The following is a 26,927-nucleotide window of genomic DNA, read 5'->3' as shown; positions in this document are numbered from 1 at the left end:
GGAGAACATCGGGTAAGCTAGGCAACAAGGCGCTCTTGCCATAAAGCCTCAAAATGCACCAATTTAAACAGACATTAACCCGTCTTATTTGTAAAGCAATATTGCATAAAAAAACCTATACACTTTCCATTTAGTTTGGCTTAAATTTTCCTGCGCTTAATAAAAATTTAAGCAAAATTAAGTAAGCTCTATTGTGTTAACTAATTCGCGTCCTTAAATATTCACTATAGGTTAAAAAAACCTCATGACAAAACAGAAGCAAGAACAAGACATAGCAATAAAAGTCACCCTTGTCGGCGCCGTATGGGATGCCCTACTCGGTCTGGCGAAGATTGTGGCAGGGTATTTTTCTCAATCACAGGCCTTAATCGCGGATGGTATCCACTCGTTATCCGACTTAGTCACAGATGTCTTCGTCTACTTTGCTTCGGCTAATTCCCGTCAAGGGCCAGATGAAAATCACCCCTATGGCCATCTGCGTTTTGAAACATTAACCACCGTGTTTCTTGGTATTGTCCTTATTGTTGTTGCCCTTGGTATTGCTTATGAATCGATTACCTCACCCGCCTCACAAGCGCAATTAACATGGTATGGTCTTGCTGCATTGGTTGCGACCATTGCCATTAAAGAAGCTATTTTCCACTATACAAAAAAAGCTGGGGATAAAATTGGCAGCAAAATGCTAATTGCCAATGCATGGCATAGCCGCAGCGATGCACTGTCTTCTGTTGCCGTATTGATTGGCCTAATTGGCGTGTATTTTGGCTACGGCTGGGCAGATATGGTGGCATCAATTGTCGTTGCTCTACTAATCGGCAAAATGGCCGTCATCATGGTGTGGGAAAACTTGGCGGAACTGGTAGACACAGCTCCCGATCCAAAGCTTATTGCACAAATCAAAGAAACCGCTAACAGCTTAAAACACGTCATGGCGCCTCATGATGTCAGAGCAAGATCCATGGCAGGCAAAATTTATCTAGATATGCACATTCATGTGCCAAGCCATGCCAGCGTCAGCGAAGGACACTATCTTGGTGATTTAGTCGCCTACACTATCAAGAAGGCCCATTCGCAAGTACAAGATGTCATGGTGCATATCGATACAGATGACAAGATTCAAACGGAAAGTTTCATTCATGAATCTGGCAAACCGCCGCATTTAAAACTGCCGGCTCGCCATCAAATACTGGCTGACTTGGGCTTTTTACTGCGCCAACATACGACCTATGTGGACATTCCAAATTCACGTTTGCACTATCTAAACAATCTGCTTGATTTAGAAATCATCGCCAATTCAGCAAAAATCCCTGAAGGCGCTGACCTAAAACAGCTGACAGCAAGAATTCTTCAGGAACTACAAACAACAAACTATATAAACAAAGCCACTGTGCTTTGGGTCTTTCCTGAATGACAAAGAAAGTGCATCAGCTAAGGCTTTTGTAGGTCGCGGCTTCAGCCCGACAAAACCTTATATATCCTTATGAGCTTATTGGGGCGTGCTTTAGCGCAACAAAATGTCATTTCTCGTGAAGAAGGTTTTGATTTCGTGTTGGGAGTTTTTTTGTCGGCCTAAAGGCACGACAATTTACGCCAAAAACGACGAGTAATAAAACACGGAAAGATTCAATTACTCGTTCGGTTCATCGGTAAAAACATCATCGTTTAGATACTCCACTGGCAGCGCTTTACTGGTCTTCGCGCCCATCAATTTGAGTTTTTCCGCTCTTGCTACCAAGTTTCCACGTCCTGCCGTGAGTTTTTTCAAGGCCGAATCATGCGTTCGACTCACCGCGTCTAATTTACTGCCAATGTCATCCATATCCTGAACAAAGCTCGAAAACTTGTCGTACATCGCGCCAGCCTGACGGGCAATCTCAATGGCGTTTTGACTTTGTTTTTCATTACGCCAAATGTTCTGAATGGTGCGCAGGGTCGCTAATAAATTAGACGGCCCAACGATAATAATATTGTGCTCAAACGCCTCGCTAAACAAACCATTGTCAGCCTGCAGCGCCAAACCAAACGCCGCTTCAATGGGGATAAACAACAACACAAAATCCAGCGAAGTGACACCCGGTAAATCGTGATAAGACTTGGCACTCAATTCCTTCATATGACGGCGCACAGCGTCTAAATGCTGTTTCAGCGCACGATTTCTATCTTCATCAGATTCTGCTTCCATGTAAGCCAAATAACTGACCAACACCATTTTCGAGTCAACAATAATTTGTTTACCTTCCGGCAAATGAATCACCACATCCGGCTGCAAGCGTCGCCCTTCTGCGGTTTGATACGATGCTTGCGTCTCATATTCTCGGCCTTTTTCCAAACCAGAGCGCTCCAAAATCCGCTCTAGAATCACCTCGCCCCAACCGCCCTGCAGCTTATTCTGACCTTTAAGTGCATGAGTCAAACTCACCGCATCGTCGCTGATTTTCTGATTCAGTAGCTGCAAACCTTTGATTTCTTTTACCAAAGAAAAACGCTCACGGGCCTCTTCTTGATAACTCTTCTCAACACTTTCTTGAAATTTCTGAATTTGTGAGCCAAGTGGCGTTAATAACGACCCTAATTGGCGCTCATTTTCTTTCGCCAACCGCTGCCCTTGCTGGCTCATAATTTCCTGAGCCATTTGCTTAAATTCGGTTTCGTTTTGCTTTTTTGCTCGCGGTAAAAGGCTTCTTTTTCTTGCCAGACACTTTGTGCTGCAGCGAATTGTTGTTCTAAAGTCAGGGACTCTTTTTCCAAATAATGAATATGATCTTTCGATTGCTGCAAAAGACGCTGTAATTCTTCATTTTGTTGCTGCATTTTTTCCTGTGTGATCTGCCACTGACGGCGCATAGCCTGTACAATAGCGCCAGCAATACCAGATAGAAGAATCGCGCCGATACAAAAGCCCGATAACACCCAAACTGATTGCGAAAGCCAATCTGTCATATTAATTAAAACTCGCTAATAAAATGTTTTTTAACAAAGTGAGGTCTTTACATGACGTCGCGAACAAAAATAAAACGAGTCTATTTTTAACACTGTATTGGCGCGCGCAGCGATCATGCTAAGGTTTCAATAAGTTTACATGGATTACTACCTAAGCCCAACACACACGCAACGCTTTGATCTAGAAATAAAAAACAGTCAGTTTATTACGACCGTTTGCCGCACCAACGGCCGTGATGCAGCCAAGGCTTTTATCGAAGAGACACGCCAGCGTTACCCTGATGCGAACCATCACTGTTGGGCGTTTATTGCCGGTATGCCGAATAATGCCCATTTGTGGGACCAAAGCGACGATGGCGAACCCAAAGGTACGGCAGGGAAACCCATGCTCAATGTGTTGCAGCATTCAAACTTTGGCGAAACCACCGTGGTCGTTACACGCTTTTTTGGTGGGATAAAACTTGGTGCAGGCGGCTTGGTCAGAGCCTATAGCCAGGCGATACAAGAAGCACTTTCGCAGACCAAATATGAAAATGTGTACCCACGCTGCCCCGTTCAGCTAAAAATCGCCTACCCTTTATTAGGTAAGGTTGAATATTGGCTAGAACAGAGCGATATAGAAATAACCAACAAAACCTACAGTGATAGCATTGTTATAGACCTTGCTGTCATCGAACGTACTTGGCCTGAGCATAAAGTCACATTGACTGATTTATGCCAAGGCAGTTTAACTTTAATTGAACCGGACAACGCATAACTATGTACCAAACTGGACAAAGATGGAGTAGCCGCAACGAGCCTGATCTCGGCGTAGGCATGATAGTAGACACACAAAATAAGTCTTTTACCTTGCACTTCCCAGATGCGGAAGCGGATCGTCAATACTCAAATGACCAGACCAGTCTTGTTCGACGCACCTTAACCGTCGGCGATCAACTGCACTTCCAGGATGAAACCTTCACTGTTTTGGAAGTAGAAGAAATTAACGACCTGATCGAATACCGCATCAGCGAAGACGACGATTGGTTAGAAGAATCGGTTATTCAATTTCCACGTAACGACAAAAACGAGCTAGATTCATTATTGGCATTGTCGCCCGCTCGCCGCATGTGGTTTGACTTGCGTCGTCATACCCTCGAACACCAAGCAGCCAATGCCGCATCACCAGTACGCGGTTTGATGGGCTTAAAAGCAGAACTTCTGCCACACCAGATTTATCTGGCGCATGACATCGCCAACCGCCCGAAAGCGCGCGCCCTTTTATGTGATGAAGTGGGTATGGGTAAAACCCTAGAAGCCGGCTTAATCTTGCATCAACGCTTACTAAATGGCCTGTGCAAGCGCGTACTTATTCTGACACCAACCAACCTGCAACATCAGTGGTTGGTTGAAATGCTGCGTCGCTTTCACCAGCCTTTCTCACTGATCAACGAATCCGTGTACGAAGACTTCATCGAAGGCGACGACAACCCGTTTGAACAACAACCGTTTGTGATCTCACCAATCGATTGGGCGAGCCAACACCCAAAAGCCACTCAACACATGTTGGATGCGGAATGGGATATGGTCATTGTCGACGAAGCCCACCACCTTGCTTGGCATCCAGAAACACCTAGCATTGGCTATCAAGTCGTGGCGCGTTTAGCCGCCAAAACAGAATCGATCTTATTGCTTAGTGCGACGCCGGAACAAACGGGCGAGCGCGAACACTTCTCTCGTCTGCAGCTATTGGATGCGGATCATTACCATGATTTCGACCACTACCAAGCCCAGCAACAAGAATTCAAACAAGCAGCAGAATTGGCCGAAGCATTGCTACCGTTTAGCCAAGAAAACAGCTCACCAGAAGCACTTGATTGGAACAATGCCTTCAGCTCTTACTTAAAAGAAGTGAATGCCAAAGAATGGTTCCAAACACTCACCACCAAAACAGGGGCTGAGCAAACGCAGGCAGCTAAAGAAGCCATTAGCTGGTTAATTGACCGCCATGGCACAGGCCGTGAAATGTTCCGTAACACCCGCGCGGCTGTGGGTGGTTTCCCAAACCGTTACCTGCATTCTTATCCATTAGACAACAATGAATACTTCGAATCCGCTGATCGTCATGTGCAACCAGAAACCGAAGTCGCTGATGGTTTATGGGAAAAAGATCCACGCTGGGTATGGTTAAAAGAGTTCCTCGAATGCCAAGCTGACAAGGTTCTAGTGATTTGTCATACCGCCGACATGGCACAATGGCTAAACGATCAACTGACTTTTGCCGGCTTCCAAAGTGCCGATTTCCACGAGCAAATGCCACTGATTCACCGTGACCGTGCTGCGGCTTATTTCGCCGACGAAGACGGTGCACAAATACTTGTATGCTCTGAGATTGGTAGTGAGGGTCGCAACTTCCAATTCAGCCATCACATCGTCATGTACGATCTACCAGAACACCCAGATTTACTTGAACAGCGCATTGGTCGTTTGGACCGTTTAGGTCAATTGAACGACGTACAAATCCACGTACCTTATATCAAACAAAGTGTACAAGAACGCTTGTTTAACTGGTATCACCATGCGTTAAACGCCTTTTGTCGTACCACCGGCTCTGGCGACAAGGTCGAAGAAGCCTTTGGTGACAGCCTACATGCCTATTTGCACGGCCAAGATGATGATACGGATTTGTTGAGTGAAGCCCGTATTTACCACGAAGCACTGCTAAAGCAGATGGAAGAAGGTCGTAACCGTTTACTAGAAATGAGCTCGTGCCGACCAGAACAAGCTCGTGCATTAATCGATCAAATCAACCACCAAGCAACAAAAGGCTTACATCACTACATAGAGCAAGTGACTCACGCCTTTAATATTTACGCAGACTGCATCAACGACGATCCAGAGCGTGCAGCTTGGTTCATACGTCCTTCTACCGACATGATGCTAGAAGCACTTCCCGGCATCGAAGAAGAAGGCAAAATGCTTATGCTCGATCGCCGTCAAGCCAGCCAGCGTGAAGACGTAGCGTTCGCAACTTGGGAACACCCGTTAATCACCATGCTCATGGACGAAGTGCAAGGCTTTGACTCTGGCAAACTTACCTCTGCTATCCTGCCTATCGCAGCATTACCAGAAGGCACCGTTTTGGTAGAAAGCATGTTTGTCATCGAAGCGACTGCCCACCCACGTTTGAAATTGGCGCAATCCCTACCAATGACCCCAATGTGGCAGCTATCAGACTCCAATGGCAAATTCCTCCACCAGCAATTTACCGCTGATAAATGGGCGGAGAAACTCAAAGGTGTGCCAAACCGCGTCGCGGAACAATGGGTAGCCGCCTTGCGCAAAACCTTGATCGAAGTGCTGCAAGCTCACCAACTGAAAGCCCAAGATCAAGCACGTCCTATCGTTCAGGCCGCGAAAACGTCTTACCAACATCGTTGCCAGAATGAAATCGAACGGTTAGTGGAGTTAAAAGCCTTCAACGACACCATTCGCGACGAAGATATCGAACGGCTTGAAATCAACATGCAAGAAGGTTTGACGCGCATCGACGAGCACCAAATCCGCTTGGATGCGATTCGTATCATCTTAACCACTAAGCCTGAATAACACCCTGTGCAGGATGTTGTGCCGAGTTTAGAGCTATCTCGCTTAGAGATATTGTACGAAGATGAATGGTTTGCCGTCATAAACAAACCTGCTAATTGCTTATCTGTGCCCGGTCGAGGCACAGATAAGCTCGATTCTATCTTGCATCGAGCAGAATGTTTATTTGGCGAAGCCTTTGCGATTCACCGCTTGGACGAAGCCACGTCAGGCTTAATCCTCGTAGCGAAAACCCACGAATGCCAAAAACGCATGTACGCGCATTTTCGTGAACGCGAAGTCCAAAAAGAATACCGCGCCCTACTGCGCGGTCATCTTTGGGTGAAAAAGGCGAAGTGCGAAAACCACTGCGCTGCGACTGGCCCAACCGACCCAGACAAATCATCTGCACCGACGAATGGAGCAAAGATTCCGTCACCTACTGGGAAAAAATGGCTTACGAAGACAACACTACTCGTGTTCGACTCGTACCCTTTACTGGCCGTTCTCACCAACTGCGTGTCCACATGCAAAGCCTTGGACACTCCATTATTGGCGACGAATTCTACGACCCAGAATATCAGCGCGATCCTCGCCTGCTACTCCACGCCTACCGGCTGGAATTTAGGCACCCGTTTACAAACGCCTGGGTGGCGTTTGTCGCGGCTTGTCCTTTCTAGATTCCGCCCCTCGCTAGAATCCAAGCAACGCCCTTCCCGCGAAAGCGGGAATCAAGCTCGGTAGGTCGCGGCTTTAGCCCGACACGGAATTCACGTTCCATTCAAATGCTTTGAGCAAGGAGCTTTTTTCCGCTCTGCTGAGCGGGTAACTTTGCCCAGATCCGCAAAAGTAACCAAAAGGTCTCTTTAAGATCTTTAATGCCTGATTTTTGTCATCGAAGAATAGCTTTACCGACGCTCTAGGGCAGTAAGGCATAGATTGTTTTTGATGCTTTTAGAAAGCCTATTTTTAACTGACTCTGAAACTCCATAAAGTCGCGCAACTTCGTCGCGTCGAACTGACTTCTTCATAGAAGCCGATAATGTTGAGGGACAAGCACAGAAGGTAACGACTACTGATCACCAAGTCCCTTCCCCTTTTGTCTTTTCCAAGGGGAAGGCGGAGGATGGGGTGCTCTTTGGGTCTTCAAGTGTGTTTATTTCCTCTCAATGGCTTTTAGCTGAAAGAAGCGAGTGAAAAAGAGGAAATGATTATTTTGTGAATACAGGTATACTTATTTTCAAGAAACCGAACAAAGGAGCTTGGTATGTTGATTGACACGAAAAAAATCGCAGAACTACCACTCGACGGGCAAATTGAATTAATGGAAGCCGTAATGAGTGCATTGGCTCAGAACCAAGCTGAATTTGACTCACCCAAATGGCACCTGCAAGAATTAGAAACTCGCAAGCATGAGCTTAATAAAACTGAAAAATGGCGCAGTTTTGAAGAGGTACGAGCAAGACTTAAATCGTGATATTTAACATTTTCTTTACGCCATCGGCCGAAAAAAATTGCTCAATGCGAAGCAATTCTATACAAAAATAAATACGGCACTTGGTCAATATTGTGTTGACAGTTTGATGTTAGATATTGAACGGTTGCGATTTTTCGCAGGTATTCATCCTAACATTAATGGCAGATTCCGAGTTCTTGCCCGCAGCTTTCCTTTTTCAATCTACTACCAAGTTATAGACGATCAAGTCTTGATTTTAGCCGTATTAGATAATCGCCAGAATCCCAAAAGCATTGAACATAGACTTACCAATAGTTAAATCCAATACCGTAGGCCAGATGAGCAGCATAGATTGGTTTTGTTGATGTGCGAAAGGATATTTTGGAATGACTCTGAAACGCCATAAAGTCGCGCAACTTCGTCGCGTCGAACTGACGTTATAGTAGCTACTCGTAGGGCGTGATAAGGGAGGTACGACCGCAATCCGCCGCTGAAAGCGAAGCTTTCATAATCCGCAGAATCCATCTACACATCGCTTGTGCCTTATGAATAGCTAATAAGAAACTAGACAGATATACAGTCTATTTTTACGATTGCCAATTTTTCGCTTGGATTGTGTAAATAATAATCATAATTTAGCCCGTTTGCACTGGTAGCGAATCAGAAAGTCTTTTAGTATCAACGAATAAGATTATCACCAGCGGAAATAACCCGCTGTGGATAAAAGACATAACCCGCAAGCTCGGATTTCCAGTGATGAAAAGTGTGGATAACGCATAAAATCGGTATAAACACCGTACTTTGCAAAGGTTTTTATCCGTTTTTAAAACTGTGTAGATACGCATGCGGACTATTAAAATAATGAAATGGACACCCCCTTCTATACTGAGTAGGTCAGTTTAAAAGGAGGACGTTATGGATACGATTCATACAATTGGTATTGATTTAGCCAAATCAGTTTTTCAGATATGCGCTTTTAATCGAGCTGGAAAAAAACTGTTTAATAAAATGCTACGTCGCAATCAGCTTCTTCGTTTCTTAAGTAATATAGAGTCATGTTTGATTGGAATGGAAGCGTGCGGTAGCTCCCATTATTGGGCTAGAGAGATAGGTAAACTAGGCCATACTGTGAAGTTGATGCCACCACAATATGTAAAGCCTTATGTTAAAACGAATAAGAATGATGCAGCGGATGCCGAAGCCATTTGTGAAGCGGTTAGCCGACCAAATATGCGTTTCGTTTCTGTTAAAAGTGAGGAGCAGCAAGCTTTGCTTTTACTCCATCGAGAACGAGATGGTGTTGTACGAGACCGAACGGCTTTAATTAATAGAATTAGGGCAAGTTTGCAGGAGTTTGGTGTCAGTATCCCAGCAGGAAGGTTTCGTTTACAGATATGGTTTAGAGAGGATTTTGCCTTAGTTGAAGATTGTCTTCCTAAGATGTTGTGTAATCATATTAAGTCAATGCAATCTAGATTAATGGATTTAGAGAAATACCTAGATGGCTTAGATACACAAATTGATAGAGCGAGCCAAGAAAGTCGCCAATGTCAGGCTATTAGAGAAATTCCAGGTGTTGGTCGATTAACCTCATCAGCGTTAGTGGCAAGTATTGGTGATGCAAGAGAATTTGATTCTGGTCGTCAACTATCTGCTTGGTTGGGTTTGGTGCCGAGCCAACACTCAAGTGGAGGAAAGTCACTTTTACTAGGTATTAGTAAACGAGGCGATTCGTATTTAAGGCGAATGTTTATTCATGGTGCTAGGGCGGTTATAAGACATAGTAAACCGGGAAAACCTTATTATGAGTGGATTACAAACCTGTTAAACAGAATGCATAAAAACAAAGTCATTGTGGCATTAGCCAACAAATTGGTAAGAGTTGTTTGGGCGATACTTGCACGAGATCAAAAATATCAGGCTCAAACGGTCTAAATTTAAAAGAGTGATACATCAAGTTTTGCTTAGTAAAAAAGAGTGATGACAAGATAGGTAAGACCGTGACTTGGAAATTCTGGGACTAACATCGTTTCGTTGAAAACGCCAAAATGATTAGAACCAAGTCAGCGGAGTTCATCATGGATAAAAGCTAAAAAAGCTTTACGAAAAATCCGAATAGATGGCTGCAAAACTGTTCTTGTTAGATCTTGATTTTACTTGCAAAAATCGGGGTGTCCATAGATGTTAGGCAACATCGGCGAACTATGAATAAATTTGAAAAGGTTGTTATGTCAGGTAAAGAGTTAGGTGGTTATAAATTTGGAGTTGAACATGCAATGGACTTGTATGCTAGCAGCTTTGTTCATCTTCCAGCTGAGTATATATATGAAAAAGAGAAGCTTGCTCAGTTTCAAAAAGTGATTGAGAGCTGTCATATTTATTTTATTGGCTATCAACCTCGAATAGACTTTACTGGCGCAAAACAAGTTGACAATACCATGGTTCTTGATTTTCTTGTTGCAAATGAGCCAAGACAGTTGAGTATTGGTCCGATGCCGGAAGGTATGACATTTGTCGAAGAAGATGAGCTACATTATTTCCTTAAACCAAGTGGAGAACGCTTCTGGTTCGGTGATAATGAAATAGTCAAAATGCTTAACTCACAGCCTTTGGGGATACAATTTGAGGTAAAGTATATTGGTCAGGCTTATGGAAAAAACGGCTCTCGAAATGCGTTAGATCGACTAGTTAAACATGAGACTCTTCAAAAAATTTCACTAAAAGGTATACCTGATGGTTACAAACTGTCTTTGTTGCTTTTAGAAGTTGAACCTAGTAATCGATTAATTACTGCACTCACACCTAACTCCCAAATTACTGGTGACGAAGATGGGCGAATAAAAGCTGGTTTAGATAAATTACATGGAACAACCGAGGCGGAGCAAGTTTCTCTCTTTGAGGCCGCTATGATTAAATACTTTTCGCCGAAATATAATAAGGAGTTCAAAAACAGCTTCCCATCTACCAATCTAAAAGTACTTCAAGAGTGCTATGAAAAAGACATCTTAGCTGTTTTTGCTCAAATCTGTATCGACGAACTACCATTTAAGCTGTTTTCAGAATCTGTAAAACCGAAACAGTACCATATATCAAAACATGATTTGCATAACGACTCTGAGCGCAAAGTTTTCTTTGGGTTTTAATGTTGCCTAACAAGCCAATTCAAAGGACAAAAAACAGCTGGTTATTGCTCCTTTTTCGCTAATTTTAACCAGCTATTTTATTGCCTCTGATTGGGGCGTTAGACATTTAAGGAGATTGCGTGACAAAGCGAACATTTGATTTTTGTGCTCTCCAGTTCCTAAATCAATGGTTAGAAAAAGAAAAGAGCTATTGTGAGATGCTTGCATCACCCGACAGAGATACACAGAGGTTGGCGCTTGCTAAAGCCGGTGGTCATTTCCGTGTCGCGCGCAATTTACCTACAAAGTACGAAAAAGAAAAAAGCTTCCCGAGATATCAGCCTGTACTTGAGGTGCTTGATGGTATTGATGAGGTTAGTGTAAGTAATGTAACCAATTTAGTGAACCAGGCACGAGAACGAATCTCAGGTCAATATGGAGGCAGAAGCGTTCTTTCGTTAACTACGAAGTTTTTATGGCTCAAGGTTAAAAGCCCGATTCGGATTTACGATAAGCAAGCCCGTATTGCACTGCAAACCGAGAGCGGCGACTTTAGTGCTTTCAATGATGCCTTTTCTGAACGGTACTCTGAATGCGAAGAACAGATTGTAGAAGCATGCTCGAAGTTGAAGAATGTATTGTCATATTCTGTCCGGCCAAAAATTAGGCAGGACGAAGTCGAGGATATGATTTCTGAGCGTTGGTTTCGTGAACGTGTTTTGGATATTTACCTTTGGAATCAGGGCAATGTCTAACAATCGCAGGCAATGGGACAAAATTTCCGCTGTGTTACAATTTTGCCCGCGCTGCGGGCGGTTATGTAACTAGTTAAATTTTGGAGAAAAAATGAAAGCAGTAATTCCTGCGAGTGAAAGAGTTTTCAGGCTTTATCACACGCATTGTTTAAGTCCATCTTTGGACACGTTGTTTAACTTATGCAATTCATAGCCTTAATGACAAATTAGGTAAGGCGAAACTGGGAGGTTTTTTCGATATTCAAGTAGTTAACAAGCCACCCATCTCTGTAACCCAATAAAATCAAGGGATTGGCTTTATCACTCACACAAGCGTTACATTCCCCCCAACAACAATCACTACGCTTATCTAAGTTCAATGCAAGCAAATTGGTGTGATATTGCTATACCCTACTTTACTGGAAGCAACCATTATGAGCATGTATCAAAAAACCATCACTCTGACTGAACAGCAGGATAAATAGAGAAATTAAGCCTATTGATATAGCAGTTATCAAAGCAGCTGGTCGTAAACAAACGAAGACTGAGTAGTTAGACTGACCTTCTGGATTAACGAATCACACTTTTCATATCAAGGGCTAAAAAACTAGATATAAGGGATAAATATATAACTTGTTATGCATGCAATTCTTCTTTCTTACCCACCACCAAAGGCTTTACCAGTTTCGCTTCTTCTTGGTAGCGGTTTCGTGCATCCCAAAGATCGACGGCGTGTTGAATGTTTAACCAAAATTCTGGTGTATTGCCAAAGGCAGCTGCTAGCTTTATTGCGATTGGTGCGGTTAACACACCACCGTTAATAAGGCTGCTGACGGTATTACGATGCACACCCATGGCATCTGCCAACGCTTTGGAGGTAATGTTCATCGGTTCTAGAAACTCAATTTTAAGTATTTCACCAACGCTAACTGGGCGACGTTTTGTTTTACGCATTTGTTGGTACCTCAATATTTGTGCGGGTCAAGTAGGTGTTTAAACTCTAATGACATTCGCACTGCCTTACTGTGCATCAATACACAAATCATATCGCACAGTATTGCTGTGCGAAACTACTCAAAAGATTAGTCTAGTCAGGCTAAATGACTCAAACCTAATTAAAGAAGTCTGCCCCCCCTTTTAACATCCAAAAACGCTGCTAAACTTTGAACGATGCTTTTTCATAGTAAGGAGGCTTTGCCCCATGTCTGACGTAAATTTAAAGTGCGCGTGTGGAACAGTTAGAGGAAAGATCTCTTCCGTCAGTTCAAGGACTGGTACTCGGATTATTTGTTGTTGCCATGACTGCCAAGCATTTGCTCATTATCTGGAACAAGGTGAGAGTGTTTTAGATCAGTACGGTGGAACAGATATTTTTCAAACCCCTATGTCGTCTCTTACGATCACGGAAGGAAAGTCGCAGATTGCTTGCCTAAGGCTTACTGCTAAAGGTTTGCATCGCTGGTATGCAAGTTGTTGCAATACACCCATTGGCAATACACTTGGCGCCGGTGGGCCATTTATTGGGGTAATTCATAGCTTTATGGACAACTCACAAACACAAGATGTGGATTTTGGAAAAAGCAGAGGATATGTTTTTAGTCAGTTTGCTAAATCGCCCATTCCCGAGGATCTCAAAGCATCCCCTCTCAACATTAACTTTCGAATGGTGACAAAAATCCTTACATGGAAATTAAAAGGTTTCAGCAAGCCGTCAGCATTTTTCAATGAAGATGGCACGCCAATTTGCGTACCTCATGTCCTTGAGAAAAAGCGGTAAAAGACGTAAACCCATCAAAAATATTCCTGCCAGACCTGATTCGCTGCTTGATGTAGCAAACTATGGCGCCATGCGACTCTCTCTTCCTGTCTGTCGTAACCGCCACCAATGACACAAGCAGTGGGGAGTTTAAGACCGACGCAGGTTTCGATGACGTATTTATCTCGCTCTAAAATACCTTGATCGGTGAGATTAACGTAGCCGAGTCGGTCGTCTTGATGGACATCGACGCCCGCGTCGTAGAAGATAAAATCTGGCTGATGTTCCGCCAATATCATAGGCAAGGTACTTTTCAGAATGGATAAGTATTCTTCGTCATTGGCACCTTTGGGGATGGCAATATTAATGCCGTCGATTTGTTTGATGGACGGGTAGTTTTCTTCGCAATGCCAAGAAACGGGAACAATGTCGTGTCTGTCTTTGAAGAAAGCAATAGTGCCGTCGCCTTGGTGTACGTCGCAGTCTAGGATGAGTATTTTCTTCGCCCTGCCCGATTCGATCATAGCAAGTGCTGCGACGGCTAGATCATTGAAGATGCAAAATCCCGATCCATGAGTAGGATGGGCGTGATGCGTGCCTCCCGCAAGGTGGCAGGCTAAGCCATGTTGGAATGCGAGTTCGCTGGTGAGTATGGTGCCGGAAACCGCACGTAAGGTTCGTTCAACTAGCCATTCAGACCAAGGTAAACCAATGTCTTTTTCCTCCTGTTTGCTGAGGCTCCCCACGAATAAAACGCTGCACATATTCTTTGTCATGGGCTGCCATGAGCACTTTAAGCGACAAGGGGGCGGGCGTATGCTCGTTTCTGTCCGTTAAAATCCCCTGTGCTCTCAACGTCTCTGCAAGCAAGCCAAACTTCGCCATTGGGAAACGATGCCCGGCAGGAAATGGGATACTGTAATGGGGATGGAAAACAAGCGGTAACAAGGCGGCCTTCATAAAACAAACAACTTAACATTCTGGAAAAGGCTCATGCTAACAAGGGGAACTAATATTAGGCTACTTCCTTTTACTATTTGCTCTTGGCAACAAGTACTTTACGAATCGCACTATTAAAAGACTCAACAAGATGTGGAGGAAAACCTTTACCACTTTCAAAATTCACCATCTGCACAGCTCGCATGGCACTTTTATTGTATTCACTACCCGATTTTCCCCAAACAGCGTCAATAAACATCACCGCCATGGACAAAATAAAAGCCCCTTGCGGGATCAATGAGCCAACCAAACCTTCAGGAAACCCCGTACCATCAAAACGTTCTTTATGGGTTTTGACCATCTCAACCGCCTCTTCCCATCCTTTATGTTTGGCCAATAACTTGGCGCCCACCATAGGATGATTATGTTCAGCTTGACGTTTTGCTTCTTCATCGTCTTTGCAATTTAGTATCACTGCCATCCCCATATTATGCATATAGGCCGCAGCACTCAGTTGCGCAGGATCGACTGGCTTTTTACATTCGACGTTAATTAACTGGCAAAGCTTGAGAATACGCTCACTGCGTTCAGCTGAATAGCCCAGCAAACGATTGAGCTTTTTGACTAAAACCAACAAAGAGGCTCGATGTCATGTTTTTGCTGCTCCGTGAAGTCAACTTTCACTATCACCGATGTCGCGGCTACTGGCTCTTCCTTTGCCGCTTCTACTATTTGATGGCTTTTATGCAATAACGCTGCCGCCATTTCTGGTCGTTTACTGTCATCTTCTTCAGAGTAAATATTATCTAAACCGAGCTGCAATTCGTCGCGCAAAGCACTTTCTGCCACATGAGAACGATAAATCTGTTGCAGTAAATCGTAAACTTTTTCAATAACGACAATAATCAATTCCCCCAAATAGGGATGATATTGAATGTACCCACCGCGCATACCGTCAACGATTTCTTCTAGCTTATGGAGCACCCCAACTAAAGGGTCAAGAAAACATACCGAGCAGTTCCCCTTCATGCTGTGTAACGAACGAAAGAGTTTGTCTAATTTATCAAATGAAAAGCCATCCCCTTCAATACTATTGATGGTTTCTTCAATTTCTTGCTGTGCCTCTACATAGCACTCTAATAAATCATCCTTGAGCTCTTTCTCTAACGCTGAAAACGCTTTACAAGCAAAATGGCTCATTCTTTATCTTCCATTACTGGGCACTATTGGCCTAAAAAACATTGAGGCCGGTCAAGTCATTCTGTAGTCTCATGGCATTACTATTCTTATTGTAGATAGAATTATTGTAAGCATGAACACATAGAATGTTTCTTTGTGTAGTGTTTTCTGTGGCGCTGTCGAGGTTCCTATGTCAAATTACTGGTTAATGAAATCAGAACCAGATACGTTTTCAATAGACGATCTGAAACGGTTAAAAACATCCCCATGGGATGGTGTTAGAAATTACCAAGCTCGAAACTTTATGAAAGAAATGAAGAAAGACGATTTGGTGTTTTTTTACCATTCAAGCTGCTCCCCTCCTGGTATCGCCGGTATAGCTAAAATAAGTAAGGAAGCCTATCCAGATCATACTAGTTGGGACCCAACCCATACTTACTTTGATAGCAAGTCTACTGAGTCTAACCCTAAATGGGTGATGGTTGATGTAACGTTTGTTGAGAAATGGTCTTCCATTTTAACCTTAGCAGCATTAAAGCAAAGTCCAGCGCTTGCCGATATGCTATTAACTAAGAAAGGCAGCCGCCTTTCCGTCATGCCAATCACTAAAAACGAGTGGGAATACATTATCACCATGCTAAAAAATAAACGTCCATTAGCGGGCCAAATAGCGACTTATCACCAGTAGTGAATCATCCGCTAATGCATGATTGGAAGGAACGTACATCATGCAGCAAGTACAATAAGAATGATCTCCACCATTACACGAACAGCTATTATTTATTTTACCTTAGGTAGCAGTCTGGCGACGGGGCAGATATTGTATCCAACTTTGATTGAGTCATTAAAAGACTTAGACAAAGATGGTGTTATTGATGTCAGAGATTTATGCTCAAATACGCCACAAGGGACAGATGTCGATAATGATGGCTGTCCGCTGACTAAGCTTGAATATTTTCGTTTTAACTTTGCAGCGCAATTTGAAATAGGCAGCTATCGTCTTAAAGACGAATTTCACTCATCGCTTCATAGTCTTGCTTCACTCTTACAAGACAACCCAGAAACACTGGTGCTATTAGAAGGTCATACGGACAACATTGGCACAGCTCAATTTAACCTTACCCTTTCACAAAAACGCGCTCAAGCTATCGCAACGGCATTAACATCCGTTTTCAATATTTCACCAGATCGCATTAGAGCCTTTGGTTACGGCTCAAATCGACCTATAGCGTCAAATGAAACAGACAGTGATCGATTACTTAATCGTCGAGTTAGTGGTGAAATTGTCAAACCTTTGCAAAGCAAGAATTTGGAAGCAACCATCCGATTTAGAATGAATCGTGACAATATAAGCAAAGAGGATTACTCATTATTAAAAGACGTAGGACAGCAATTACGAGACAACCCTAACGCCCTAGTACTTATAGATGGTTATACAGACAGTACAGGTAGCCTGCATCAAAACACCCTATTATCAACCAAACGAGCCAATAAAGTAGCAGATATTCTTCGCACTGAGTATAACATTCCACAAGAAAGGCTAAAAACACTAGGCCATGGAGAAGCCTATCCTATTGCCTCAAACCGCACTCTTGAAGGCAGACAAAAGAACCGTCGAGTGACTCTTAAGGTTGTCGCACCGTTCAAATCAACAACAGAAACCTTATTACCTAAATGGACTATATGGAGTGTTGATCGAAACTAATAAATATTATCTGTATTAATGAAACTCCCGCTCACGCTGCTTCAAAGAGACAGCATAATCGAAATAGTATTGCACCACCATGCCTAGATAATCGTAGTCTTTTCCTGTCCTTGCTATAACCCCCACACTGCCCATTTGTTGATACTTCTTCGGCTGAAAGTGGGTCTCAAAACGCCAGCCGATGTCATCCACATTGTATTTTTCTCGATACAAAGACGTTCGTAGATCTTCATTAATGTAGTAGCTCAATCCAATTCGAGAACTGGTGATGTTGCTCAATGTCGTGTCTGTTGAGATATAGTTGGTCGTCAAAGAGAATGCCCCCATAAACGCTTCACCAATAAATTGCCCAATGACATCACGCTGTCCTTCAAGCTCATCGTCCATAGGGTCTAACTCTGACACGCCAATTCCCAATCCCAATCGGCCATAACCATTATGCAAAAACCAATTTGAGGAAAGCTCAGACTGAGCAAAACTGTCCCTCGATGAAGCCCGTAATTAAGTAATTACTGTTCAACAGCACTTGCGTGGAGACATGCTCACTAATAGGAATATTCACTTTAAAATCAATGTTCAATAATGATTTTTGATCCAAAAGCCCATACCCTAAACCAAAAACAAAGTTAGGCGAATCTTTATCAGAAGTAGCCGTGTCTTTTGCCTGAACAACAGTACTCAATAGCAAAGACGAAAGAAAAAAACGAGAAAATAAGTTCAAAACACATCCACACTGAATTGCAAATTGTAAGACTATTGTGACGGGTCTTGAGCAAAAGCTCCAGTCAGAAAAAGAAGTCGCTATTTCGACAGACTTTTTACTTTAAATGACAGGGAATTGAGAACACCCCTGTGATTCGAGAGCAAAGCCCAATATAATAGTATCAAAGTCGATTAGACGAACACATTTTAGGTTAATACGTTACATGGCAAAAAAACTTTTTATCCAAACTCATGGCTGTCAAATGAACGAATACGATTCCTCTCGTATGGCAGATTTACTTGGCGAAAGCCATGATATGGAACTCACAGACAATGCAGAAGAAGCAGACGTTTTGCTGCTTAACACTTGTTCTATTCGTGAAAAAGCCCAAGACAAGGTTTATCACCAGTTAGGACGTTGGAAAAAGCTCAAGCAAAAGAACCCGAATCTTGTCATCGGTGTTGGTGGTTGTGTCGCAAGCCAAGAAGGCGATGCGATTCGAAAACGTGCCAAACATGTAGATATGATTTTTGGCCCTCAGACGCTGCATAAATTACCTGAGATGGTCAATGCGGCAGGAAAACACATCCCAATCACGGATGTCACCTTCCCTGAAATCGAAAAGTTTGACCACTTACCCGCGCCTCGTGTTGATGGCGCAGAAGCGTTTGTTTCAATTATGGAAGGCTGTAGTAAATATTGCACTTTCTGTGTGGTACCTTACACTCGCGGAGAAGAAGTCAGTCGTCCTTTCGATAGCATATTGAAAGAAGTAATGCAGCTTGCTGAACAAGGCGTACGTGAGATCCATTTACTTGGGCAAAACGTTAACGCCTACCGAGGAGATACTGCCGAAGGGGACGAAGCCGATCTTGCTGACATCATTCATGCTGTAGCACAAATTGATGGCATCGAGCGTATCCGCTTTACAACCTCTCATCCAGTGGAGTTTAGCGATAGCTTAATTGAGGCTTTCCGAAACGAACGGAAACTAGTAAGTCACTTACACCTACCAGTGCAGAGTGGTGCCGACAACATACTGAGTGCAATGAAACGTGGCCATGATCGTCAATATTACATTGACAAGATTAACCGCATAAAAGAAGCTCGACCCGGTATTAGTTTGTCCTCTGACTTTATTATTGGCTTTCCTGGTGAAACGGATGAAGACTTTGTCGATACGATGAATTTAATTCAAGAGATCGGTTTTGATCACTCGTTCAGTTTTGTTTACAGCCAACGTCCTGGTACGCCTGCGTCGAATCTAGAAGATGACACGCCGGAAGACGTGAAAAAAGAACGCTTGTCCATTTTGCAGCGTCGTATTAGCCAACAGGCCTATGACATTAGTTTGTCCATGGTTGGTGAGATACAACGCATATTGATCAGCGGCTATTCACCTCGCGATCCTGGACAACTTCAAGGTCGAACAGAAAACAATCGGATTGTTAATTTCCGTGCGTTCGATCCACAACTGATTGGTAAATTCGCTGATGTCGTCATCACGGATGCTTACCCTAACTCTCTATTAGGTGAGTTGGTCAGCTCCGAACTCGACTCCGATTTTGTACTACAATAAAAGCGTACTTCAATAACAAAGGTAACTCTTGGAAACCACACAGACAACTCAGCAAATCCGTTTAGCCCCAGCCGAAGCCAACGCTTTGGTTGGGCTATGTGGACAACTCGACGAGAACATCAAGTTAATCGAAAAAAGACTGGATGTGACTATTAAATATCGCGCCGAACTCTTTGACATTACTGGCAACAATTCTGATCATGTGGCGGCTACTAAAACGCTGCTTCAGAACCTTTACAGGGAAGCGTTAGCGAGTAATGACATCACGCCTGAAACCATTCACCTCTATCTGCAAGAGTCGGCGATTGAATCACTCACTAACAGCAAAAGAGAGAATACAGATCAGCTGGTGATAAAAACCCGCAAGGCTTTTATCAAACCCAAGGGTAAAAACCAGCAAGGTTACGTCAAACAAATCCGTAAACACGATATCAATTTCGGCATCGGCCCTGCTGGTACGGGTAAAACCTATCTAGCCGTTGCTTGTGCCGTTGAAGCCTTAGAAGCGGATCGAGTTGAACGCATCATGCTTGTCCGTCCTGCGGTAGAAGCCGGCGAGAAACTTGGATTTCTACCAGGTGATTTATCACAGAAAATCGATCCATACCTACGCCCGCTTTATGATGCTTTGTACGAAATGCTTGGCTTTGAGCTGGTTGATAAGCTGATCGAAAAAAACGTCATAGAAATTGCTCCGCTTGCCTTTATGCGTGGCCGTACCTTAAACAATGCCTTCATCATTCTAGATGAAAGCCAAAACACCACACGCGAGCAGATGAAGATGTTTTTGACGCGGATTGGTTTTGGCTCAACAGCCGTTATTACAGGCGACACGACACAGGTAGATTTGCCGCGCGGCACCACATCTGGATTAGCACAAGCTATGCACGTTTTAAAAGACGTAAGTGGCATCAGTATGACTTTATTTAGCTCGTCTGACGTGGTTCGTCACCCATTGGTTCAGCGTATTGTCGAAGCCTATGACAAATTTGATGTAGAAGTCGAAGCGGAGAAAAAAGCCCGCTCTGAAGCTCGTTTAACCGCACAAGCAGAACAATCTGCAGGTAGTAAATAATAATGGCGCACCTAGAACTTGACCTACAAATTGCCACAGAAGACACCGCTCGCTTACCCAGCGAGGCGGATTTTAGGTTGTGGGTTGAAAAAGCCCTACCTGACTCAGATGAAGAGTTTGAAGTGACTATTCGTATCGTTGATGAAGAGGAAAGTCACGCATTGAATCACGAATATCGTGGCAAGGACAAACCAACCAATGTGCTGTCCTTCCCATTCGAAGCGCCGCCCGAGTCTGAATTACCGCTATTAGGCGATTTAGTGATCTGTACGCAAATTGTGGCAAAAGAGGCAGAAGAACAAAATAAAGAATTACTGCATCATTGGGCACATATGACTATTCATGGGATCTTGCATTTACGCGGCTATGATCATATAAATGACGATGAAGCAGATGAAATGGAATCGATAGAAACAAAGCTACTGGCTTCCTTATCGATTTCCGACCCTTATTTGATTAAAGAGTGAGCTAATACCCTAATGAGTGATGACCGATCGAGCTTATCCAACGATCAACAAAAATCTTGGTTTGAACGCTTAACCCAAGCATTTAATGATGAACCGCGTAGTCGTGGCGATATCGTTAAACTTCTAGAAGCCGCTGTAAAATCCGACATTATTGATCGCGATGCCTTCACTATTGTTGAAGGTGCGCTAGAGGTGTCGGAAGTGCAAGCGCGTGACATTATGATTCCGCCTTCGCAAATGGTGGTTATCAAGTCCGAAGATGACCCTAAAACGTCTATCCGTAAAATTATAGAATCCTCACATTCAAGATTCCCTGTCGTTGGTGAGGACTCGGATGAAATTCTCGGCGTCTTACTGGCCAAAGACTTATTGCCTTTATTATTCAAAGATGGTGTCGTCACTATAGAAGACATTTTGGCGCGTCTTCGCCCAGCTAACTTTATTCCAGAAAGCAAACGTCTAAACGTTCTGCTCAATGATTTCCGCACCAAGCGCTATCACATGGCATTGGTACTAGACGAATACGGCAGCGTTTCTGGCCTAGTCACCATAGAAGACGTGCTTGAACAAATCGTTGGCGAAATTGAAGATGAAACAGACAAGCTCGATGACGAAGGTATACAAGTAACCGCTGAACCAGGCGTGTATCTGGTACCGGCATTGTGCCCTGTTGAAGACTTTAATGAGTTCTTCAAAGTCGAACTGAATGAAGAAGAATTCGATACCATTGGCGGCATATTGGTGCAACAATTTGGTCACGTTCCGTTACGTGATGAAGAATTGTTATTTAATGACTTTCATTTTCGCGTGGTTAAATCAGATGGCCGTCGCATCAAGACCATTCAAGTAACCAAACCCACTTTAAACACCAACCTATCAGATTGATATGACCATGCCTCACCCCGACTTTACCAATATCAAAACGGGGTGGGAGCCTCGTTTTAGCGCAAAATTGTCTCAACTTCCTCCCATTGTCATTGGCGTTATTGCCATCATTGCTGGTGCACTAGGTGTCACCAGTTTTGCGCCATTTCATTTTTGGCCTGGCTATTTCATCAGCTTAATCGTCTTCAGCCTTCTGATGTTAACCAGTACCACGTCAAAAGCCGCTTTCTGGCGAGGCAGCGCTGTCGGATTAGGCTTCTTTGGTGCAGGCGTCTCTTGGGTCTACGTTAGTATTGCCGAGTATGGTCAGGTTGGCAGCATTATCGCAGGGCTTATTACGTTTGCTTTCATCTCAATATTAGTGACTTTCTGGGCCTTTTCCGCTTGGGCATCTTGGCGATTGAGTCGGCGCTTTTCGCAAATACCAAGCAGCCTGTGGATTACCCTTGGACTGCTTTTGGGCGAGATGGCGAGAAGCTCGCTTTTTACCGGCTTCCCTTGGTTACTACCAGGCTACGCAATAGAAAACACTTGGCTGTTTGAGCTTTTGCCCATTGGTGGCATCTGGCTAACGAGTGCTTGTGTGGTACTCACCGCCAGCGTTATTGCCAGTTTATTAATGAGACAAAACAATCAACCTAGCCTGATTCTGGTCGTGATTATCATCTGGGGCGGAGCGGCTTTTTTACACTATGCGCCTATTTCATGGGTGCAACAAACCGGCACACTCAAAACCACGTTAGTACAGGGTAATGTAAAACAAGATGAAAAATGGTTAGCACAATCGGCTGGACAATCTCTTGCCTATTATCAGCAAGCCACCATTGAGCATTTGGACAGCGAGCTGGTCGTCTGGCCTGAAACAGCCATTACCTACACCTACCCTCAAATAAAACCCTACTTTGCTTCCTTCAGCAAAGAACTGGAAAACACGAACACGACACTAATCACTGGCATTCCGGACGTCAGTGCTGATAAACAGAACTACTATAATGCCATATGGGCAACCGGCAATGGCTTTGGCCTATATTACAAACGCAGACTGGTCCCCTTCGGCGAATATATCCCCTTTGCAGAATACATAGGTCCGATCCTCGATGTCTTCGGCATGCCCATGTCGAGCTTTAAGTCAGGTGATGAAAACCAGCCTGTACTGCAAGTTGGCGAATGGGGAGTCGCCCCCTTTATTTGTTATGAAATTGTTTACGCGGAACAAGTAAGACGCATGGTAAGGGACAGTGATTTCTTAATTACCATTAGTAACGATGGTTGGTTTGGTACCTCTTTTGGTCCTTGGCAGCATTTGCAAATTGCACAATTTAGAGCAAAAGAAGCGGGTCGTTATGTTATCCGCGCGACGAACACGGGTGTAACCGCTTTTATTAACGAGAAAGGCGAAGTGGTGGCTCAAGCACCACAATTTGAAAGAACCACATTAACCGCAGAAGCCAAAGCGTTTACGGGCAATACGCCTTATGTGCAATGGGGCTACTGGCCAACACTGTTACTGCTGGGAATTTGCGTGGTATTTACCTATTTAAACGGCTTAATTCTAAACCGCAAAAATAGATAACCAATAAAAGAAATGAACCTTGGTATTTGATTCACGCTGACGCTTGGATCTTGCGAAACAGGCGCAAGTATTTTTTATTTTAAGACCTGAATACCAAGGCTCATGGTATGCATTACCACTTGGGAACAATGAATTACTCAGCTTTATTGGTCTGATCATCATGGGTCGACATCAAACCATAATGACAAATTTCACAAGGCTGCAAAGCTTGCTTAGTTTCGATGAGATTATCGTGCCCACAAGACATACAGTGATAAGTGCCAGGCTCTACCATAGTGCCGACCACATGACACTCTTCAAGTGGTACAGGATTGTTGTTAGCGTGATTGATTAACCATAGCAAGGCGGCATCTTCTTTTTCATCTAACTCTTCGACCAGCTCATGCCCTTCATCAAGCACATAATGCCAATTTGCATCTATCCAAGCTTCGGTATAGCCCATTTTGTCATGCCAATAGGCTTTCATCAGCGCAACGTCTTCTAAAAACCAATCTTTTGCTCCAAGCAAAGTTTTGCGTGCTTCTTCGACCAAATTAGAATCGATTTCACTTTTTGATGGATCTTTTTTCATAGATTTCATAACTCCCCCTCTATGCAGCTTCTAATTAGAGCGTCATCTCTATAAAATAGCGGATATTTTCAGACTCTGTTAGTCAAAGCACTGGTATCTTGTGCTATGTCGCTATAATAACACCCCTCTTTACAATAAAGAGAATACAGGTCTACCAACCTTACGTCGATCACGGGATAAGAATACATTATGCAAGAGCAATATAATCCGCAGCAAATCGAACAAGCTGCTCAATCTTTTTGGGACCAAAACAAAGTCTTCAAAGCTGTCGCGGACTCTAACAAAGAGAAGTTCTACTGCCTGTCTATGTTCCCTTACCCAAGTGGCCGCCTGCATATGGGTCACGTACGTAACTATACAATCGGCGATGTGATTTCTCGCTACCAACGCATGCAAGGCAAAAACGTACTGCAACCAATGGGTTGGGACGCTTTCGGTCTTCCTGCTGAAAACGCGGCCATCAAACATAAAACCGCACCTGCTAAGTGGACAACAGAAAACATCGCCTACATGAAAGGCCAACTGAAAGAACTTGGTTTTGGTTATGACTGGGACCGCGAGATCGCTACTTGCACACCAGAATATTACAAATGGGAACAGTGGTTCTTCACGCAATTAGTCGAAAAAGACCTAGCCTACAAAAAGACCGCAGCAGTGAACTGGTGCCCAGAAGACCAAACGGTTCTCGCAAACGAACAAGTAGAGGAAGGCTGCTGCTGGCGCTGTGGTACAACCGTTGAGAAGAAAGAAATCTCTCAATGGTTTATTCGTATCACCAACTACGCAGAAGAACTGCTAAACGATCTTGATCAACTTGATGGTTGGCCTGAAAAAGTAAAAGCCATGCAACGCAACTGGATAGGCCGCTCTGAAGGTCTAGAGTTCAGTTTTGCGGTTGATGGCAAAGCTGATCGCCTATCGGTTTACACCACTCGCCCAGACACCATTATGGGCGTGACTTATGTGGCAGTAGCGACACAGCATCCACTGTCACTAGAAGCAGCACAAAATAACGCAAAACTTGCGGCCTTCATTGAAGACAGTAAAAAAATGTCCACCACCGAAGCCGACATGGCAACGGTTGAGAAGAAAGGCATGGATACGGGCTTCAAAGCCATTCACCCTATTACGGGTGAGGCTGTACCTGTTTACGCAGCAAACTTCGTGTTGATGGATTATGGTTCAGGCGCAGTCATGTCTGTACCTGCTCATGACCAACGCGACTTTGAGTTTGCACAAAAATACAGTCTACCGATTAAGCAAGTGATTGAGCCAGTGGGAGATGATGCTATCGACCTAGACAAAGCGGCTTACACAGAGAAAGGCATACTATGTAACTCGGGTGAGTTTGATGGTTTGGATTTCAAACAAGCCTTCGATGCAATTTCAACTTGGATGGTTGAGCGTAAATTAGGCGAAGTGAAAGTAAACTACCGTCTACGCGATTGGGGTGTCAGCCGTCAACGTTACTGGGGTACACCTATCCCAACCATCAACCTAAAAGACGGTTCTGTGGTTCCTGTTCCTGCGGATCAACTGCCTGTTGAACTACCAACAGACGTAATAATGGACGGCGTGAACTCGCCAATCAAAAACAACCCAGACTTCTCTTCAATCATCTTTAATGGTGAAGAAGCTGAACGTGAAACAGATACCTTTGACACCTTCATGGAGTCATCTTGGTACTTTGCGCGTTACTGCTGCCCAGAAGCAACCGATGCCATGCTGACAGAAGAAGCCAACTACTGGTTACCTGTTGACCAATACGTAGGCGGGGTTGAGCACGCCATTCTTCACTTGCTGTACTCACGTTTCTTCCATAAATTGCTACGTGATGCAGGTCTTGTGAATTCAGATGAACCGTTCAAACGTCTACTCACACAAGGCATGGTAAACAAAGACGGCACCAAGATGTCGAAATCCAAAGGTAACACCGTTGATCCTCAAGAAATGATTGAGAAATACGGTGCCGATACCGTTCGTTTGTTCATGATGTTCAGTGCACCACCAGAGCAATCTCTTGAGTGGAACGACGCCGGTGTAGATGGCGCGTCGCGCTTCCTACGCCGTTTATGGGCATTGTGTTACCGTCATACCAATGCGGGTAAAGTGGCCGAACTAAACATTGCCGAATTGAATGGTGCTCAAAAAGCTTTGCGCCGTAAAGCGCATGAAACCATCCAGAAAGTCACTGACGATATCGAACGTCGCCAAACGTTTAACACTGCTATTGCAGCGGTAATGGAACTTTGTAATGACATTAGCAAATTCGAAGACACGTCTGATCTGGGTCTTGCAGTACAACAAGAAGCGTTAGAAGCGGCGACCTTGTTATTGTCTCCAATCGTGCCTCACATTGCCCATCAGTTATGGAGCGAATTAGGGCATGATGACAATATCGTTAATACACCATGGCCAACGCTCGATGAAGATGCGTTAATAAAAGATGAGTTAACCATTGTCGTGCAAGTCTTAGGTAAAAAACGTGCTGAACTGACGGTTTCTGCCAACGCTGACAACAAAACGATTGAAGCGGAAGCGCTTGCTCACCCAAGTGTTGTTAAATATCTTGAAGGCAAAACAGTACGTAAAGTCATTGTCGTTCCAGGTCGCTTGGTCAATATTGTTGCCAACTAATCCAAGCACAATAAGGGATGGCATAGCCATCCCTTATGCTTT

The 26,927-nt window shown here is 43.9% G+C and carries 27 protein-coding genes; 17 read left to right on the top strand and 10 right to left on the bottom strand.

Features of this window, described 5'->3' with window-relative positions; genetic code table 11:
* Positions 1-244: 244 nt before the first annotated feature.
* A complete protein-coding gene (locus ONZ52_RS02920; protein ID WP_265217192.1) occupies positions 245-1,411 on the top strand; it encodes a cation diffusion facilitator family transporter in 1,167 nt (388 codons plus the stop codon).
* 216 nt (positions 1,412-1,627) lie between these two features.
* On the opposite strand, the gene ONZ52_RS02915 is transcribed toward ONZ52_RS02920, so the two are convergent.
* A complete protein-coding gene (locus ONZ52_RS02915; protein ID WP_265217191.1) occupies positions 1,628-2,632 on the bottom strand; it encodes a DNA recombination protein RmuC in 1,005 nt (334 codons plus the stop codon).
* Positions 2,614-2,940, bottom strand: a complete 327-nt coding sequence (locus ONZ52_RS02910; protein WP_265217190.1) for a hypothetical protein — start codon at positions 2,938-2,940, stop codon at positions 2,614-2,616. Before ONZ52_RS02910 ends, ONZ52_RS02915 begins: the two co-directional genes overlap by 19 nt.
* Before the next feature lie 139 nt (positions 2,941-3,079).
* Here ONZ52_RS02910 and ONZ52_RS02905 point away from each other — a divergent pair, with 139 nt between their 5' ends.
* The 7 genes from ONZ52_RS02905 (at position 3,080) to ONZ52_RS02870 (ending at position 11,837) form a co-directional block, all read left to right on the top strand.
* Positions 3,080-3,697, top strand: coding sequence for a YigZ family protein (locus ONZ52_RS02905; protein WP_265217189.1), 618 nt, complete (start codon positions 3,080-3,082; stop codon positions 3,695-3,697).
* Between the two features lie 2 nt (positions 3,698-3,699).
* A complete protein-coding gene (rapA, locus tag ONZ52_RS02900; protein ID WP_265217187.1) occupies positions 3,700-6,528 on the top strand; it encodes an RNA polymerase-associated protein RapA in 2,829 nt (942 codons plus the stop codon).
* A gap of 18 nt (positions 6,529-6,546) precedes the next feature.
* On the top strand, positions 6,547-7,248 hold the full coding sequence (locus ONZ52_RS25190; protein ID WP_428981149.1) for a pseudouridine synthase: 702 nt from the start codon (positions 6,547-6,549) through the stop codon (positions 7,246-7,248).
* Positions 7,249-7,771: 523 nt separating this feature from the next.
* Positions 7,772-7,981, top strand: coding sequence for an addiction module protein (locus ONZ52_RS02885; protein ID WP_265217185.1), 210 nt, complete (start codon positions 7,772-7,774; stop codon positions 7,979-7,981).
* An 894-nt stretch (positions 7,982-8,875) separates the two neighbouring features.
* Positions 8,876-9,895 (top strand): IS110 family RNA-guided transposase, encoded by a 1,020-nt coding sequence (locus ONZ52_RS02880; RefSeq protein ID WP_265217183.1) that lies wholly within the window; start codon positions 8,876-8,878, stop codon positions 9,893-9,895.
* Between the two features lie 269 nt (positions 9,896-10,164).
* On the top strand, positions 10,165-11,103 hold the full coding sequence (locus ONZ52_RS02875) for a hypothetical protein (RefSeq protein ID WP_265217182.1): 939 nt from the start codon (positions 10,165-10,167) through the stop codon (positions 11,101-11,103).
* 119 nt (positions 11,104-11,222) lie between these two features.
* Positions 11,223-11,837 (top strand): hypothetical protein, encoded by a 615-nt coding sequence (locus ONZ52_RS02870; RefSeq protein ID WP_265217181.1) that lies wholly within the window; start codon positions 11,223-11,225, stop codon positions 11,835-11,837.
* A gap of 615 nt (positions 11,838-12,452) precedes the next feature.
* Here ONZ52_RS02870 and ONZ52_RS02865 read toward each other — a convergent pair.
* On the bottom strand, positions 12,453-12,770 hold the full coding sequence (locus tag ONZ52_RS02865) for a HigA family addiction module antitoxin (RefSeq protein ID WP_265217180.1): 318 nt from the start codon (positions 12,768-12,770) through the stop codon (positions 12,453-12,455).
* A gap of 247 nt (positions 12,771-13,017) precedes the next feature.
* Here ONZ52_RS02865 and ONZ52_RS02860 point away from each other — a divergent pair, with 247 nt between their 5' ends.
* Positions 13,018-13,593, top strand: a complete 576-nt coding sequence (locus ONZ52_RS02860) for a DUF6151 family protein (RefSeq protein WP_265217179.1) — start codon at positions 13,018-13,020, stop codon at positions 13,591-13,593.
* A 14-nt stretch (positions 13,594-13,607) separates the two neighbouring features.
* On the opposite strand, the gene ONZ52_RS02855 is transcribed toward ONZ52_RS02860, so the two are convergent.
* The 4 genes from ONZ52_RS02855 to ONZ52_RS02840 all read right to left on the bottom strand — a co-directional run bounded on the left by ONZ52_RS02855 (position 13,608) and on the right by ONZ52_RS02840 (position 15,711).
* Complete coding sequence (locus tag ONZ52_RS02855) at positions 13,608-14,318, bottom strand: histone deacetylase family protein (RefSeq protein WP_265217177.1); 711 nt, start codon at positions 14,316-14,318, stop codon at positions 13,608-13,610.
* On the bottom strand, positions 14,266-14,532 hold the full coding sequence (locus ONZ52_RS02850) for an arginase family protein (protein WP_265217175.1): 267 nt from the start codon (positions 14,530-14,532) through the stop codon (positions 14,266-14,268). The genes ONZ52_RS02855 and ONZ52_RS02850 overlap by 53 nt, the downstream gene beginning before the upstream one ends.
* 73 nt (positions 14,533-14,605) lie before the next feature.
* Positions 14,606-15,148 (bottom strand): HD-GYP domain-containing protein, encoded by a 543-nt coding sequence (locus ONZ52_RS02845; protein ID WP_265217174.1) that lies wholly within the window; start codon positions 15,146-15,148, stop codon positions 14,606-14,608.
* Positions 15,136-15,711, bottom strand: coding sequence for an Hpt domain-containing protein (locus ONZ52_RS02840; protein WP_265217172.1), 576 nt, complete (start codon positions 15,709-15,711; stop codon positions 15,136-15,138). The genes ONZ52_RS02845 and ONZ52_RS02840 overlap by 13 nt, the downstream gene beginning before the upstream one ends.
* Before the next feature lie 169 nt (positions 15,712-15,880).
* On the opposite strand from ONZ52_RS02840, the gene ONZ52_RS02835 reads away from it, so the two are divergent.
* Both ONZ52_RS02835 and ONZ52_RS02830 read left to right on the top strand, forming a co-directional pair.
* Positions 15,881-16,378, top strand: coding sequence for an EVE domain-containing protein (locus ONZ52_RS02835; RefSeq protein WP_265217171.1), 498 nt, complete (start codon positions 15,881-15,883; stop codon positions 16,376-16,378).
* Between the two features lie 60 nt (positions 16,379-16,438).
* Positions 16,439-17,395 carry an OmpA family protein gene (locus tag ONZ52_RS02830; RefSeq protein ID WP_265217169.1) on the top strand — a complete coding sequence of 319 codons (957 nt, stop codon included), beginning with the start codon at positions 16,439-16,441 and terminating at the stop codon, positions 17,393-17,395.
* Positions 17,396-17,410: 15 nt separating this feature from the next.
* Here the strand turns inward: ONZ52_RS02830 and ONZ52_RS02825 are convergent, their stop codons facing one another.
* Together ONZ52_RS02825 and ONZ52_RS02820 are read right to left on the bottom strand one after the other, a co-directional pair.
* Positions 17,411-17,800 (bottom strand): hypothetical protein, encoded by a 390-nt coding sequence (locus tag ONZ52_RS02825; RefSeq protein WP_265217167.1) that lies wholly within the window; start codon positions 17,798-17,800, stop codon positions 17,411-17,413.
* 58 nt (positions 17,801-17,858) lie between these two features.
* Positions 17,859-18,116, bottom strand: a complete 258-nt coding sequence (locus tag ONZ52_RS02820; protein WP_265217165.1) for a hypothetical protein — start codon at positions 18,114-18,116, stop codon at positions 17,859-17,861.
* Positions 18,117-18,321: 205 nt separating this feature from the next.
* On the opposite strand from ONZ52_RS02820, the gene miaB reads away from it, so the two are divergent.
* From miaB to lnt, 5 genes are read left to right on the top strand one after another with little or no spacing between them, the layout of a single operon-like run.
* Positions 18,322-19,677 carry a tRNA (N6-isopentenyl adenosine(37)-C2)-methylthiotransferase MiaB gene (miaB, locus tag ONZ52_RS02815; protein WP_265217164.1) on the top strand — a complete coding sequence of 452 codons (1,356 nt, stop codon included), beginning with the start codon at positions 18,322-18,324 and terminating at the stop codon, positions 19,675-19,677.
* A gap of 28 nt (positions 19,678-19,705) precedes the next feature.
* Positions 19,706-20,752 (top strand): PhoH family protein, encoded by a 1,047-nt coding sequence (locus ONZ52_RS02810; protein ID WP_265217163.1) that lies wholly within the window; start codon positions 19,706-19,708, stop codon positions 20,750-20,752.
* A gap of 2 nt (positions 20,753-20,754) precedes the next feature.
* Positions 20,755-21,219, top strand: coding sequence for an rRNA maturation RNase YbeY (gene ybeY / locus ONZ52_RS02805; protein ID WP_265217162.1), 465 nt, complete (start codon positions 20,755-20,757; stop codon positions 21,217-21,219).
* Positions 21,220-21,231: 12 nt separating this feature from the next.
* Positions 21,232-22,104, top strand: coding sequence for a CorC family transporter (locus ONZ52_RS02800; RefSeq protein WP_265217161.1), 873 nt, complete (start codon positions 21,232-21,234; stop codon positions 22,102-22,104).
* 7 nt (positions 22,105-22,111) lie between these two features.
* Entirely contained in the window at positions 22,112-23,677 is a 1,566-nt protein-coding gene (gene lnt, locus ONZ52_RS02795; protein ID WP_265217159.1) for an apolipoprotein N-acyltransferase, read from the top strand.
* A 133-nt stretch (positions 23,678-23,810) separates the two neighbouring features.
* Here lnt and ONZ52_RS02790 read toward each other — a convergent pair whose 3' ends face one another.
* On the bottom strand, positions 23,811-24,257 hold the full coding sequence (locus ONZ52_RS02790; RefSeq protein ID WP_265217157.1) for a hypothetical protein: 447 nt from the start codon (positions 24,255-24,257) through the stop codon (positions 23,811-23,813).
* A 180-nt stretch (positions 24,258-24,437) separates the two neighbouring features.
* Here ONZ52_RS02790 and leuS point away from each other — a divergent pair, with 180 nt between their 5' ends.
* Positions 24,438-26,885, top strand: coding sequence for a leucine--tRNA ligase (gene leuS, locus ONZ52_RS02785; protein ID WP_265217155.1), 2,448 nt, complete (start codon positions 24,438-24,440; stop codon positions 26,883-26,885).
* Positions 26,886-26,927 lie beyond the last annotated feature (42 nt).

The sequence above is a fragment of the Marinomonas rhodophyticola genome (assembly GCF_026113935.1).
In the GTDB taxonomy this organism is placed as follows: Bacteria; Pseudomonadota; Gammaproteobacteria; order Pseudomonadales; family Marinomonadaceae; genus Marinomonas; species Marinomonas rhodophyticola.
This window is presented reverse-complemented; position numbering and strand designations above follow the sequence as displayed.

Excerpts from the sequence above, each read along its gene's own strand:
- ONZ52_RS02920 (WP_265217192.1), top strand. The coding sequence starts at position 245 with ATGACAAAACAGAAGCAAGAACAAGACATAGCAATAAAAGTCACCCTT.
- ONZ52_RS02915 (WP_265217191.1), bottom strand. The coding sequence starts at position 2,632 with ATGGCTCAGGAAATTATGAGCCAGCAAGGGCAGCGGTTGGCGAAAGAA.
- ONZ52_RS02910 (WP_265217190.1), bottom strand. The coding sequence starts at position 2,940 with ATGACAGATTGGCTTTCGCAATCAGTTTGGGTGTTATCGGGCTTTTGT.
- ONZ52_RS02905 (WP_265217189.1), top strand. The coding sequence starts at position 3,080 with ATGGATTACTACCTAAGCCCAACACACACGCAACGCTTTGATCTAGAA.
- rapA (WP_265217187.1), top strand. The coding sequence starts at position 3,700 with ATGTACCAAACTGGACAAAGATGGAGTAGCCGCAACGAGCCTGATCTC.
- ONZ52_RS02885 (WP_265217185.1), top strand. The coding sequence starts at position 7,772 with ATGTTGATTGACACGAAAAAAATCGCAGAACTACCACTCGACGGGCAA.
- ONZ52_RS02880 (WP_265217183.1), top strand. The coding sequence starts at position 8,876 with ATGGATACGATTCATACAATTGGTATTGATTTAGCCAAATCAGTTTTT.
- ONZ52_RS02875 (WP_265217182.1), top strand. The coding sequence starts at position 10,165 with ATGAATAAATTTGAAAAGGTTGTTATGTCAGGTAAAGAGTTAGGTGGT.
- ONZ52_RS02865 (WP_265217180.1), bottom strand. The coding sequence starts at position 12,770 with ATGCGTAAAACAAAACGTCGCCCAGTTAGCGTTGGTGAAATACTTAAA.
- ONZ52_RS02860 (WP_265217179.1), top strand. The coding sequence starts at position 13,018 with ATGTCTGACGTAAATTTAAAGTGCGCGTGTGGAACAGTTAGAGGAAAG.
- ONZ52_RS02850 (WP_265217175.1), bottom strand. The coding sequence starts at position 14,532 with ATGAAGGCCGCCTTGTTACCGCTTGTTTTCCATCCCCATTACAGTATC.
- ONZ52_RS02840 (WP_265217172.1), bottom strand. The coding sequence starts at position 15,711 with ATGAGCCATTTTGCTTGTAAAGCGTTTTCAGCGTTAGAGAAAGAGCTC.
- ONZ52_RS02835 (WP_265217171.1), top strand. The coding sequence starts at position 15,881 with ATGTCAAATTACTGGTTAATGAAATCAGAACCAGATACGTTTTCAATA.
- ONZ52_RS02830 (WP_265217169.1), top strand. The coding sequence starts at position 16,439 with ATGATCTCCACCATTACACGAACAGCTATTATTTATTTTACCTTAGGT.
- miaB (WP_265217164.1), top strand. The coding sequence starts at position 18,322 with ATGGCAAAAAAACTTTTTATCCAAACTCATGGCTGTCAAATGAACGAA.
- ybeY (WP_265217162.1), top strand. The coding sequence starts at position 20,755 with ATGGCGCACCTAGAACTTGACCTACAAATTGCCACAGAAGACACCGCT.
- ONZ52_RS02800 (WP_265217161.1), top strand. The coding sequence starts at position 21,232 with ATGAGTGATGACCGATCGAGCTTATCCAACGATCAACAAAAATCTTGG.
- lnt (WP_265217159.1), top strand. The coding sequence starts at position 22,112 with ATGCCTCACCCCGACTTTACCAATATCAAAACGGGGTGGGAGCCTCGT.
- ONZ52_RS02790 (WP_265217157.1), bottom strand. The coding sequence starts at position 24,257 with ATGAAATCTATGAAAAAAGATCCATCAAAAAGTGAAATCGATTCTAAT.
- leuS (WP_265217155.1), top strand. The coding sequence starts at position 24,438 with ATGCAAGAGCAATATAATCCGCAGCAAATCGAACAAGCTGCTCAATCT.